The organism is Parabacteroides distasonis, assembly GCF_004793765.1.
GTDB lineage: Bacteria > Bacteroidota > Bacteroidia > Bacteroidales > Tannerellaceae > Parabacteroides > Parabacteroides distasonis_A.
In genome coordinates, this window is sequence record NZ_SRYM01000019.1 from 1 (window position 1) to 13,222 (window position 13,222).

At 43.8% G+C, this 13,222-nt stretch carries 10 protein-coding genes and 1 tRNA gene; 6 read left to right on the forward strand and 5 right to left on the reverse strand.

What is annotated here, in order from left to right:
* Nucleotides 1-289: 289 nt before the first annotated feature.
* Nucleotides 290-371, reverse strand: a tRNA-Leu gene (locus E5342_RS08550).
* Between the two features lie 752 nt (nucleotides 372-1,123).
* Nucleotides 1,124-2,560, reverse strand: a complete 1,437-nt coding sequence (locus tag E5342_RS08555) for a Gfo/Idh/MocA family oxidoreductase (RefSeq protein WP_135959203.1) — start codon at nucleotides 2,558-2,560, stop codon at nucleotides 1,124-1,126.
* A gap of 138 nt (nucleotides 2,561-2,698) precedes the next feature.
* Here E5342_RS08555 and E5342_RS08560 point away from each other — a divergent pair, with 138 nt between their 5' ends.
* The 3 genes from E5342_RS08560 to E5342_RS08570 all read left to right on the forward strand — a co-directional run bounded on the left by E5342_RS08560 (nucleotide 2,699) and on the right by E5342_RS08570 (nucleotide 5,582).
* Nucleotides 2,699-4,243, forward strand: coding sequence for a glycine--tRNA ligase (locus E5342_RS08560; RefSeq protein WP_135959204.1), 1,545 nt, complete (start codon nucleotides 2,699-2,701; stop codon nucleotides 4,241-4,243).
* A 4-nt stretch (nucleotides 4,244-4,247) separates the two neighbouring features.
* On the forward strand, nucleotides 4,248-4,769 hold the full coding sequence (locus E5342_RS08565; RefSeq protein WP_135959205.1) for an FKBP-type peptidyl-prolyl cis-trans isomerase: 522 nt from the start codon (nucleotides 4,248-4,250) through the stop codon (nucleotides 4,767-4,769).
* A gap of 180 nt (nucleotides 4,770-4,949) precedes the next feature.
* A complete protein-coding gene (locus E5342_RS08570; protein WP_135959206.1) occupies nucleotides 4,950-5,582 on the forward strand; it encodes a hypothetical protein in 633 nt (210 codons plus the stop codon).
* Between the two features lie 1,067 nt (nucleotides 5,583-6,649).
* Here E5342_RS08570 and E5342_RS08575 read toward each other — a convergent pair.
* The 3 genes from E5342_RS08575 to E5342_RS08585 are packed head-to-tail and all read right to left on the reverse strand — an operon-like array spanning nucleotide 6,650 to nucleotide 10,120.
* Nucleotides 6,650-7,405, reverse strand: a complete 756-nt coding sequence (locus tag E5342_RS08575; protein ID WP_005859980.1) for a succinate dehydrogenase/fumarate reductase iron-sulfur subunit — start codon at nucleotides 7,403-7,405, stop codon at nucleotides 6,650-6,652.
* Nucleotides 7,406-7,435: 30 nt separating this feature from the next.
* Nucleotides 7,436-9,379 carry a fumarate reductase/succinate dehydrogenase flavoprotein subunit gene (locus E5342_RS08580; protein ID WP_005859978.1) on the reverse strand — a complete coding sequence of 648 codons (1,944 nt, stop codon included), beginning with the start codon at nucleotides 9,377-9,379 and terminating at the stop codon, nucleotides 7,436-7,438.
* Nucleotides 9,380-9,427: 48 nt separating this feature from the next.
* Nucleotides 9,428-10,120 carry a succinate dehydrogenase cytochrome b subunit gene (locus E5342_RS08585; protein WP_121735342.1) on the reverse strand — a complete coding sequence of 231 codons (693 nt, stop codon included), beginning with the start codon at nucleotides 10,118-10,120 and terminating at the stop codon, nucleotides 9,428-9,430.
* 477 nt (nucleotides 10,121-10,597) lie between these two features.
* On the opposite strand from E5342_RS08585, the gene E5342_RS08595 reads away from it, so the two are divergent.
* From E5342_RS08595 to E5342_RS08605, 3 genes are all read left to right on the forward strand, one after another.
* On the forward strand, nucleotides 10,598-11,089 hold the full coding sequence (locus tag E5342_RS08595; protein WP_135959207.1) for an energy transducer TonB: 492 nt from the start codon (nucleotides 10,598-10,600) through the stop codon (nucleotides 11,087-11,089).
* Between the two features lie 114 nt (nucleotides 11,090-11,203).
* Entirely contained in the window at nucleotides 11,204-11,566 is a 363-nt protein-coding gene (locus E5342_RS08600; RefSeq protein ID WP_005859967.1) for a BlaI/MecI/CopY family transcriptional regulator, read from the forward strand.
* A gap of 17 nt (nucleotides 11,567-11,583) precedes the next feature.
* On the forward strand, nucleotides 11,584-13,209 hold the full coding sequence (locus E5342_RS08605) for a M56 family metallopeptidase (RefSeq protein WP_135959208.1): 1,626 nt from the start codon (nucleotides 11,584-11,586) through the stop codon (nucleotides 13,207-13,209).
* The last annotated feature ends 13 nt before the right edge of the window (nucleotides 13,210-13,222 follow it).

Consider the following 13,222-nt stretch of genomic DNA (forward strand, 5'->3'; position numbering starts at 1 on the left):
AATTAAAGCCTGTCTCACGACAAGCCCTAACCAAACTTTGTTAACCTTAAATCTAATACTATTATGAAAAAACCACAGTGCAAAGATAAACTTGTAAAGCCTCTTTGTCAAGGGTTTTGAATATAACTTGTGTTAAACAATATGCTTGTTTGATATAAAAAATGTTTTTGAATTTGAAACTATACAGAATATGCGCAAAATCTTCTAAAATTAACAGTCGGGGGTGCTGTTTGTGATCTTTGATATACTAAAAAACCTTGTAAGCACGCTTACAAGGTTTTTTAGATTGTGCGGCTGAAGGGACTCGAACCCCCACGCCGTGAAGCATCAGATCCTAAGTCTGACGTGGCTACCAATTACACCACAGCCGCATTGGAATCGTGTGCAAAGGTAATGCTTTTTTGTAAACTTGCAAATATTTGTGTTGTTTTTTAGTTTTTTGTTCATAGTCAAATTTTAGATAGTCATTCTTTAAAGTAGCATTTACCTACTGGTTTATAGTGGCATTAGCTTGTAAATCAGTAGGTAAATGCTATTTTAAAGGATGACTATTTATTCCCATACGTATATCTGTCGGATGTTGAGACATTGCAATAATTGCTTGTTTATTTTGGGTATATAAACCTTCACCGTTCGCTTGCCCTGGTTTTCCTTTGTCAATAAATCCATGGCACCTCGCTTAAGATGATGTACTTTATCCGCATGGCTCCTCCCATATAATTAGTTAATGTAAAGCACTGTCAAGCTCATGCCGATTATGGAATATGCGTGCGATATTGCGAAGGGAGTAGCCGATTGCGGTGATGTCGTTTCTCAAAATGGTATATTCAAGTTCTTTCCTGCCTGCTTTCTCGGCTTCATCGTATACGCTCTGTTACTTTAGCAAGGCGCAGATTTGTCCATAGGTTTTCCCTATTAAAACATATTCTTTCGTATTCTCGCCAAGCTCCGTTGCATGTAGAAACGCTTTGATCGTCCGAGGTGCGTCTCCCAGATCCCGATAGACGCAGCTTAGAAATTGTAGGGGTAGTTGTAGATATTGTAGCAAATAGTCTTGTAAATTATATGGGAGTATTGAAAGTTAAAGAGATAAACAAATAACTTTCAATTCTCCGTTTTTCAATTAAATGGTATAATATTGTTCCCATCCTTTGCGAGGCGGTACTCCGCATAGCATCTTATTCGCCTCTGGGTCGTTCGTGATCTGTTTCGTGTCACGGTCGAAGACGAGCTTGCGATTCAAACGTTGGGCCAATACGCCGAGACAGAATACCTGACTTAATGGGCCGGCGATAGAGAACGGCGAGCGAGTTTTCTCCTTACCCATACAACTTAGCAGGAAGTTTGCGAAATGGTTAGACGGGCTTTTCGGCACTTCCGGTAAGCGGGATGCCATCTCTTTCGCTTTCTCATCTGGGATGATAGATAAGGTACTTCCGTGAGATCCTCCCTTGAAGGTTAATTCTTTCGAGTAGATTTCCTTACCTGGGTTCAACTTCGCTGGTTGTATCTTGCCGCCGGCTACGGTCGGGATGTTCGGATCAAGTTCCGAGACACCGTAACCTTCCGGTACGGCAGGGATATTGTCCAGCCCATCGTACCAAGTGATATCCACGGCCGGCATATTTCCTCTTTCCGGGAATTTAAACAAAAGGGTGGACGACATCGGGAAGAAGAACGGGTTATGATCTTTCAAATATAGCGGATTTACCTCCGTCGGTAGTCCCAGATCCAGAAACTCATGCGCCGTATCCAGAATATGAGCGCCCCAGTCCCCTAAAGTCCCCATTCCGAAATCATACCAGCAACGCCATTGCCCCAAATGATAATCATGGTTGTAATCGTGATATTGAGCCACACCGATCCAAGTATCCCAATCCATCGTGGCAGGAACCGGCTCTCCCATAGGCATATGCCTAATGTTCGGGTTCCAGCCGTGCCAGCGGCGGGAGTTGTTCATATGAGCGGTGATCGCTGTCACGTCCTTGATAATACCGGCCTCTTTCCATGCCTTAAATTGGAAATAGTTCGCCTCGGAATGTCCTTGGTTACCCATTTGGGTGACAACGCCGTATTTTTTGGCCCCACGCATCATGATCTCTATCTCTTGGAATGTGCGGGCCATCGGTTTCTCTACATATACATGTTTGCCGTGTGCCATCGCCTCGATCGTGATCGGGAAGTGGGAATGATCCGGCACGCCTACGCTTACGGCATCGATTTTGTCCGCCATCCGGTCGAACATCGTGCGAAAGTCCTGAAAACGGGCCGCTTTCGGGAACATGTTGATAATCTCTTGCGTATGAGGGGCTCCCATATCCACGTCGCAGAGAGCTACTACGTTACACAGACCTGTGTTATACAATTCCTTGGCGATCTCGCCTCCTCGTTGTCCGATGCCGATGAATGCGATGTTTACCCGGTCATTAGCACTGATTAGCGAGGAAGTAGGTAGAACACGTCCGTGGGCGGGTGTCCAGAACGACGGGATAGCCGATACTGCCGATAAGGCTAGCGCTCGCTTCAGGAACGAGCGGCGTGAGATTTCTTCTGATTTCATGGTATTATCTTGTTTAAATTATACTGTTTGCGCAAACACTAATGATTTACGTCGTAAATATACAAAACTTTCTATAGTTACGGAAAAAATCATTTACTTTGCAGCTTTAATGATGGATCAATAGCAAATTAGTATATTATGGCACAAGAAGATGTATTTAAGAAATTAGTTTCACACTGTAAGGAGTATGGTTTCGTATTTCCCTCCTCAGAGATTTATGACGGATTGGGAGCGGTATACGATTACGGCCAGTATGGTGTTGAGTTAAAGAACAATATAAAGAAATATTGGTGGGATAGCATGACTTTGCTGCATGAGAATGTGGTGGGTATTGATTCCGCTATTTTTATGCACCCTACTATCTGGAAAGCTTCCGGCCATGTTGACGCTTTTAATGATCCGTTGATCGATAACAAGGACTCGAAGAAACGTTACCGTGCGGACGTCTTGATCGAAGACCATTTGGGCAAGATCGAGGAGAAAATGAATAAGGAAGTGGCGAAAGCCGCTAAGAAGTTCGGCGACGCTTTCGATGAGGCAAAGTTCCGTGAGACGAACCCTCGCGTGTTGGAGCAGCAAGCGAAATGGAATGAGATCCATGAGCGTTATAGCAAGGCGATGAACGAGTCTAACTTCGAGGATCTTCGCCAATTGATCTTGGATTGCGAGATCGTTTGCCCGATTTCCGGAACTCGTAACTGGACGGAGGTTCGCCAGTTTAACTTGATGTTCTCTACGGATATGGGTTCTACCGCTGATGGAGCGACTAAGATTTATCTTCGTCCGGAGACGGCCCAAGGTATTTTCGTGAACTTCTTGAACGTGCAGAAGACCGGCCGTATGAAGATCCCGTTTGGTATCGCCCAGATCGGTAAGGCGTTCCGTAATGAGATCGTGGCTCGCCAGTTTATCTTCCGTATGCGTGAGTTCGAGCAAATGGAGATGCAATTCTTTGTTCGTCCGGGTGAGGAGATCGAGTGGTTCAAGAAATGGAAGTCTACTCGCTTGAAATGGCATCAAGCTCTTGGCTTGGGAGATGAGAAGTATCGTTATCACGATCATGAGAAGTTGGCTCACTACGCTAATGCGGCTACGGATATCGAGTTTGAAATGCCGTTCGGATTTAAGGAAGTGGAGGGTATACATAGCCGTACGAACTTCGACTTGAGTCAGCATGAGAAGTTTTCCGGTAAAAAGATCCAATATTTCGATCCGGAGTTGAACCAGAGTTACACTCCGTATGTAATCGAGACCTCGATCGGTGTAGACCGTGTGTTCTTGAGCATCATGGCGGGTTCTTACTGCGAGGAGACGTTGGCGAATGGCGAGAGCCGTGTGGTATTGAAGTTGCCCGCAGCCTTGGCTCCGATCAAGTTGGCCGTATTGCCATTGGTGAAGAAAGATGGCCTGCCCGAGAAAGCTGAGGAAATTATAAATATGTTGCGTTTCGACTTCCGTTGCCAATACGACGAGAAGGATTCTATCGGTAAGCGTTATCGCCGTCAGGATGCGATCGGTACCCCGTATTGTATTACGGTAGACCATGACACCTTGAAGGATAATTGCGTAACGATCCGTTTCCGTGACACGATGGAGCAAGAGCGCGTAAGCATCGATAAGCTTCACGATATTATCACGGAGAAGGTGAGCATGAAGAATTTATTGAAAAAGGTAATAGAGTAAACGAATGAAGAAGTACTGGCATATTGCGTTGATGTTGTTTTGCGTGCTCATGATCACCTCTTGTGGGGATGATGATGAGGCACTAGAGGTGGATGAGGTTTGGAAGGTCCAGAATGAGGAGGCTTTTCAAGCCCAGATGCTGGTTCCGGGTTTCGAGCAATTGAGTTCTCAAAGTAATGCCGGATTTATCCTTTACAAGGTCTTGAAGACTGGGGAGAGTAAGGAGCCGATTTATTATACGAGCAAGGTGGAGCTTTACTATAAAGCCTCTTTTATTGATGGAACAGTTTTTCAAGATAAATCATATGAAGCTGGAGCTCCATATATAACAGAAAAAGGTGTTTTTGAATTTATTGATGGTTTTTCTACGGCTTTGCAAAATATGCATCCAGGAGATTGTTGGGAGATTTGGATACCTCAGCAACTTGGATATGGCTCTGCTGGTGATAAAAGGGGCGATGTGATAATTAAGCCTTATACAACTTTAATCTATGAGGTAGAGGTAGTAAGAATTATTGAAGAGTGAATTGTTTTCTTGTATTCTATGAGTATATTTAATGATTTAATATTAAAATGATAAAATGATGAAAAAACATTTGTGTTTAATTGGAGTGGCATTTCTCACGATGATGGGAGCTATTTCTTGTAGTAATGAACTCCCAAGCAATGATATGATTGGGAATGTAGATAAGCTAAGTTAAGTGTTGTGGCTAATGTTGCTAGTGTAAATGATACTATTATCAAAAAGTTAGATTTTTATTATAAGGGGAATCATTATGTCTCAGACTACTCTAGTTTAAATGATTCTATTGTTGAAATATTTGATGAGGAAGTTCGGAGTCTTTATTTTAGTCTTTCCGATAGCTCGCAAGTTGTAACATATATTCATCCGGAGGGGTATATTGAGTATTTTGATAATTTAGATATGATGAGAAGTTCTTTGGAAGAGGAAGAACCGAATCGTATTGCTACGAGAGATCTTAGTATAATGCAAAAGTACGGACGGTTTTACTTGTACGATGATGATGGATTCAGTGGACGAATGATTATTGTTGAGGAATTTGGAGGTTTTGTTGTTTCACATTTAAAGTCTTATAAAACAGCTCTTGGTGAAACTGCTAATTTTAATGATAAAACAACAGCTTTGAAAATAGAGTTAGGTTCTGATAATCTATATTATAAGTTTTGGGAAGATGATCACTTTTCTGGAAGATGTTTAGTTTTACGAACGACAGGAGGTAGAGCTGAAATAAGAAATTTGAAAGATTATCCACTTGCCGGTTCTTCCAAAAGTTGGAATGACAGAATTACTTCAATATCCATAGATGATAAGTTATAACTTTAATGTTATCTCCATTCTCATTCCATTAAAGAGCTAATGAGATTATCTAATTCGTTTCTAGGTAAATGAAAAACTATCATTTGGATCGACAAGATCAAGAATGAGTTAGTGTTTATTTTCTAGTAAAAAAGCGGCCACCTCTAGACAAAGAGATGGCCGCTTTTTAGGTTCCTCCTTTACTTTACTTGCTGGAAGGGGGTAAGGTCCCCCCCCTATAACAATTAAAGCCTGTCTCACGACAAGCCCTAACCAAACTTTGTTAACCTTAAATCTAATACTATTATGAAAAAACCACGATGCAAAGATACGTTCGTCAAGACCATTTGTCAAGTCTTTTGCAACTAATATATGTTAAGTAACATGCCGATGCTTGCCAAAAAGTGTTATACGGTATAAAACTCTATATATTACAATCAAAATCTTCTAATTTTAACGGCGATTCAATGCTTTTAGTGGAGATATAGCTTGCCGCATCTTTACGACGGGGAAGGGAGATAGTCGGAGCGGCTGGCTCGAAAATCGATCCCGCTCAAGTCACACATCTCTTGCTCGAGATATGCAACCATGACTGCCCTTAAGTATAATTGTTCGTGTCAACAAGCGATAAACATTCTTTTTACTATACATAAACCTATTTTCTACTTGATCTATTTCTAAATCATCGCCGTGGTCTGTATATTCTATGTCGTGGTCTGTATAAATCACGCCGTGGAATGTATAGACCACGCCGTGGTTTGTAGAATTATACAGTATGCGAACAAGAATTCATACGCTACAGGATAAGAATTCATATAGGGGCGGTACGTTTTTTACTTGGGGAAGAAGAACTTTACGGAAAGCAGACTTTATAAAACAATTAAAGCCTGTCTCGCGACAAGCCCTAATCAAACTTTGTTAACCTTAAATCTAATACTATTATGAAAAAACCACGATGCAAATATACAGACTTTTCAATTCCTGTCAAGATCTGTAATGCTAAATTATGTTTTGCGACATATAACAAAAATAAAAAGGCGCCTTCCTTTTAGAGAAAGACGCCCTTTCCATGATATACTAATCAAATATTAGTCTTGTAATTTAGCGCAAATGAACTCACGATTCAAACGAGCGATGTTACTAACGGAGATATTCTTCGGACATTCCATCTCGCAAGCGCGTGTGTTCGTACAGTTACCGAAGCCAAGCTCATCCATTTTAGCGACCATAGCTTTGGCACGGCGAGCAGCCTCGACTTTACCTTGAGGCAACAAAGCCAACTGGCTAACCTTAGCGGATACGAATAACATAGCGGAACCATTCTTACAAGCGGCAGCACAAGCGCCACAACCGATGCAAGCGGCAGCGTCCATGGCTAAGTCTGCGTCCTTCTTTGGGATAGGTATCGCGTTAGCGTCGGGTACACCACCTGTGTTGACAGATGTGAAACCACCCGCTTGGATGATTTTGTCGTAAGCGTAGCGGTCTACCATCAAGTCGCGGATAACAGGGAAACCTGCGGAACGCCACGGTTCGATCGTGATCGTCTCTCCATCGTGGAAACGACGCATATATAACTGGCAAGTCGTAGCTCCGGTTGCCGGTCCGTGCGGGTGTCCGTTTACATACAATGAACACATACCGCAGATACCCTCGCGGCAGTCGTGGTCGAATACGATCGGTTCCTTACCCTCGTTGACCAACTGCTCGTTCAAGATATCCAACATTTCCAAGAAAGAGACACTCTGATTGATCTTCTCAATTTTGTATGTCTCGAACTGTCCTTTCTCCTTCGGACCTCTCTGACGCCAAACCTTAAGTGTTACACTTATATCTTTATCCATGATTCTAATTTTTTCTGAGATTGATGATTATTACTTCTTGTAGTTACGTGTTTGAGGAACAACGAACTCATAGTTCAAATCCTCTTTCAACATGACAGGATCTTTGTCCTCGCCTTGGTACTCCCAGCAAGATACGTACATGAACTTATCGTCATGACGCAAGGCCTCACCTTCTTCTGTCTGGTGCTCCGTACGGAAGTGGCCACCACAAGACTCAGCGCGGTCCAAAGCATCGTGTGCCATCAATGTACCGATCTCGATAAAGTCGGCTACACGTAATGCTTTCTCTAACTCGGTATTCAAGTTGTCTGCGTTGCCTGGGATGAATACGTTGCTCCAGAATTCTTTCTTCAAGTCTTTCAGCATCTGGATAGCTTCTTGCAAACCTTTTGCGTCGCGTGCCATACCGATATGTTCCCACATGATATGACCTAGTTTGCGGTGGATAGTGTCTACGGTTTCTTTACCTTTGACGTTCATCAATTTTTGGATACGGTCCTTGATGGCCTTTTCTGCCTCGACGAACTCCGGCAGATCCGTGCTGAAGCGAGGAACTTGGATTTGGTCGGACAAATAGTTCTGGATCGTGTATGGTAATACGAAATAACCATCGGCCAATCCCTGCATCAAAGCGGAAGCACCTAAACGGTTCGCTCCGTGATCGGAGAAGTTTGCCTCACCGATAGCGAACAGGCCCGGAATGGAGGTCATCAACTCATAGTCAACCCACAATCCACCCATTGAGTAGTGCAATGCCGGATAGATCATCATCGGAGTCTCGTATGGATTATCGTTCGTGATCTCTTCGTACATATCGAACAAGTTACCGTATTTCTGCTTAACGACTTCTTTACCTAAACGATTGATCGCGTCGGAGAAATCCAAGAATACGGCCAAGCCCGTGCTGTTCACGCCGAAGCCTGCGTCGCAACGTTCTTTAGCGGCACGAGAAGCCACGTCACGAGGAACCAAGTTTCCGAATGCCGGATAACGACGCTCCAAATAATAATCACGGTCTGCCTCGGGAATATCTTTACCTTTCTTCGTTCCGGCCTGTAGAGCTTTAGCGTCTTCCAGTTTCTTAGGAACCCAGATACGGCCGTCGTTACGCAAGGATTCGGACATCAAAGTCAATTTAGATTGGAAGTCACCTTTCACCGGTACGCAAGTCGGGTGGATCTGAACCATACAAGGATTAGCGAAGTAAGCGCCTTTCTTGTAGCATTGCCATGCGGCAGAACCGTTAGATGCCATAGCGTTGGTAGACAAGAAGAACGTATTAACGTAACCTCCCGTAGCCACGACTACAGCGTGAGCGGCATAACGCTCGATCTTACCTGTAATCAAATTTCGGGCGATGATACCACGAGCACGACCGTCTACCTTAACTACATCCAACATCTCATGACGGGTGTACATCTTAACCTTACCCAAACCGATCTGACGGCTCAACGCTGAATAAGCGCCTAACAAAAGCTGCTGACCCGTCTGGCCACGGGCGTAGAACGTACGCGATACCTGAGCGCCACCGAATGAACGGTTATCCAACAAACCACCATATTCGCGAGCGAAAGGAACGCCTTGAGCCACGCACTGGTCGATGATTGAGTTAGAAACCTCAGCCAAACGATAAACGTTAGCCTCACGAGCACGGTAGTCACCTCCTTTGATCGTATCGTAGAACAAACGGTAAACAGAGTCACCATCATTCTGGTAGTTCTTAGCGGCGTTGATACCACCTTGAGCGGCGATAGAGTGCGCACGGCGGGGAGAATCTTGGATACAGAAGTTCAACACGTTGAATCCCATCTCTGCCAAAGACGCTGCAGCGGAAGCTCCAGCCAAACCTGTACCGACTACGATAACATCCAAACGACGCTTGTTAGCGGGGTTCACCAATTTCTGGTGATTTTTATAATTAGTCCACTTCTCAGCCAATGGGCCTTGAGGTATTTTAGAATTTATTTCAGACATAATGATTTAATTTCAAAAGTTCTTAATTATAAAACCTGTAGCTTGCAATTAAGCACCTACTCCGTTTAGGAAGAAGATGATAGTAATGATCGCGAAAAGTCCGCAAATAACCGTAGCTACGATCTTAGAGATACATTCCCAACGGTTCATCCAGACCGTGTTATTCCAACCGATCGTTTGGATAGCGCTCCAGAATCCGTGAGTCAAGTGGAACCACAAAGCCACGTACCAGATCAAATAAAGAACAGTGATCACGGCATTACCTTGGAAGTAAAAGTTGATAAAAGCGGCTCCGTCTTGTGGAGATACCATATTTGGGCCCAATGCTACTTCGTGATGGCCGATCAACTCGGCGAACATCATCTTATACCAGAACTGGCTGAAATGCAACAGCATGAACAGGATAACGATCAAACCCAAAACGAACATGTTCTGAGATGCCCATTCCACGCCTTTCGGACGAGCGTTGATAGCGTAACGGTCGTTACCACGTGCCTTACGGTTTTGCAAGGTAAGAATGATAGCGTACACGAAGTGGATCACAACACCTGCGGCCAATACGAGAGTAGCTGCGACAGCGTACCAATTAGAGCCCAACAGCGAACAAACCATGTTATAAGCCTCTCCGGAGAAAACGGCCGCCACGTTCATCGACAGGTGGAACAATAAGAACAGAACAAGAAAGAGGCCTGATATACTCATTATCAGCTTCTTCCCGATAGAAGAATTAAGTAACCACATAAGATAATAATTTAAGTTATTTAATTGTATTTAGAAATTTCTACTTAAACTATGTAATTATCACGCAAAGGTATGCTAAATCCATATATCGCGCAAACGATTAAAGAAATATTTCTGCATTAATGGGAGAGGTCAGAGCATGTGCTCCGATACATGAAATAATGCGGAAGGATTCGAATGGGTCATGGCATTTTTACATAGGGATCAAGTTCACAATCTTATTGTTTGCGATCGCAATCTTGGTTCTTGTGCTTTTTTCATATAGGAGCGACAAGTATGGCAACCTGTTCGGGCAGGTAGAGAAATTGATTCCGCATCATCCGGGCAGTGCTTTCTATGCATTTGATGACTGTTAGCGTTAATTAACATATTGTTTATATTCGTATTACGAATATTTCGTATGTTTGCGAAGCCGACGTAATTAAGGTTGGTAAGCGTGTGTAATAACGGTATAAATAACTTTAAAACTGATTGAAAATGAGAAATGCGATTATGAACACAATGATCATCCTGTTCGCTTTGGCGATGTGCGTAGGATGCGGACAGTCTTCGGAACAAAAAGAAAAAAGTGTGCCGACAGATGTAACAAAGGCAGAAAAACAAGAACAAGTACAGGTGGAAGCGGAGGACGAAGATACGCTGGAAAATGGAGAGCAGGTATTTAGGGTGGTAGAAGTGATGCCGAAGTTTCCCGGCGGTGATGCGGAGCTTTTGAAATTTATAGCCAAGAATGTAAAGTATCCACAAGAAAGCCAAAACAAAGGAGAGCAAGGCCGTGTGATTTGTTCGTTTGTGGTAACGAAGGATGGAACACTTACGAATTACAAGGTCATTAGAGGAATCTCCCCGGCATTAGACCAAGAGGCGGTTCGAGTTTTGCAAATGATGCCTCGTTGGACACCGGGCACGCAAAGAGGCGAGCCGGTAGCCGTGAAATATACGGTGCCGATCACATTTAAGTTGCAATAATTCACGATTGCAGGTCTTGTGATTCTTATTTAATGTTAATTAACGTGCCTTCCGCATGCCGTTTACGACTATTTCGTAGCTTTGTGGATATACATTAATAAAAGGATAAGATTTATGGAGAAGCTAACGATGCAGGAAGAAGAGGCGATGCGCTGGATTTGGCGGATCGGTCCTTGTTTTGTGAAAGATGTGCTGGCCAAATACGAGGATCCGAAACCTCCTTATACGACGCTCGCTTCCGTAATCAAGAATCTAGAACGAAAGAAATACGTGAAGGCGAAACGTTATGGAAATACGTATGAATACCGTCCTTTGATAGAGGAAACGGAATATAAACGTACGTTCCTTGGCGGCGTGGTAACGAATTATTTCGCTAACTCGTATAAAGAAATGGTTTCTTTCTTTGCGAAAGATCAGAAAATCTCTACGGATGATCTAAAGGATATCATCGATTTGATTGAGAAAGGAAAAGAATAACCTAAATCCCACATACCATGACACCGGAATTTGCCTACTTATTGAAGGTAAATGTAGCCTTTGTACTCTTTTACGCCTTCTACCGGTTGTTCTTCTATAAGGACACGTTCTTCAAGCTACGTCGTGCGATATTGCTGGCGTTCTTTGGCTTGGCTCTGTTTTATCCTTTGCTGAACATCCAAGATTGGGTAAGGCAACAAGAGCCTATAGCAGATGTGATTTATATGTATTCCGCTATGTTGCCTGAGGCGACGGCGAAAGCGGATGCCGCGGCGTCCATGGATTGGTATGGATGGCTGCTGGGATCTTTGGGATTTATTTATTGGGGGATCGTAGCACTCTTATGCGGACGTTTTCTCGTGCAATTAAGCAGTATCTTATGGTTGGCTCATACCTGTGAGCGTATTATTATTCATGAAACTCCGGTTTATGTGTTGCGGAAGGCCGCCGGACCATTCTCCTTTTTCCGTATGGTCTTCTTACACCCGGAGAGTCATTCGGATAAGGAAACGGATGAGATATTGACACATGAATGTACGCATGTATCTCAATGGCACTCGATTGACGTGATCTTGAGCGAGATGATGTGTATGGCTTGCTGGTTTAATCCTTTTGTATGGTTATTGAAGCGTGAGGTTAGGCATAATCTGGAGTATCTGGCGGATAACACGGTGATCCAGTCCGGTTATGATAGTAAGAGCTATCAATACCATTTATTGGGATTGGCCCACCATCAGTCTGTTACTACCTTGTATAATAGTTTCAATGTTCTGCATCTGAAGAACCGGATTATGATGATGAATAAGAAGCGAAGCCCGGGTATCGTACGTACGAAGTACCTGATATTTGTTCCATTGGTAGGAATCTTGATGCTGTTAAGTAATATCGAGGCGGTAGCCCGTTTGACGGTCCGTCTGGCAAATGAGGCTACGGTCTCGAACGCTATGGTGACGGCTACGGACGTTTCTTCCAAATCCCGTGAGATGGACGAGCAAGTATTTACCGTGGTAGAGAAGATGCCTAGTTTCCTGGGTGGGGATGCGGAGTTGCTGAAATACATAGCCACGAATATAAAGTATCCGAAAGAGAGTCAGGATAACGGGGAGCAAGGGCGTGTAATCTGCTCGTTTATTGTTGGGCGTGATGGTTCCGTCAATAATCCGGAGGTGCTTCGAGGAGTGACTCCTTTATTGAATGAGGAGGCCGTAAGGGTAATCAACACTATGCCTCGCTGGAATCCGGGAATGCAACGTGGAAAGGCGGTCGCCGTGAAATATACGGTCCCGATTACGTTCCGTTTGAAAAGTCCGGTAGTAGAAACGAAGGAAGAGACTTTGACGGTAGTGGACGTGATGCCGCAATATCCCGGAGGGGATCATGAATTATTAAAGTTTATCGCTCAAAGCATAAAGTATCCGACGGATGCGCAGGAAGCGGGAGTGCAAGGTCGTGTGATCTGTTCGTTTGTGGTAGATAAGAAAGGAAATATCGTGGAACCTAAAATCATACGGGGGATAGATCCCTCCTTGGATGCGGAAGCTTTGAGAGTCATCGGAATGATGCCCCGGTGGACTCCCGGTCGTCAGGACGGAAAGGCGGTCCGCGTCTTATATACGGTGCCTATTACTTTCCGGTTACAGTGAAATAAGAATAGAG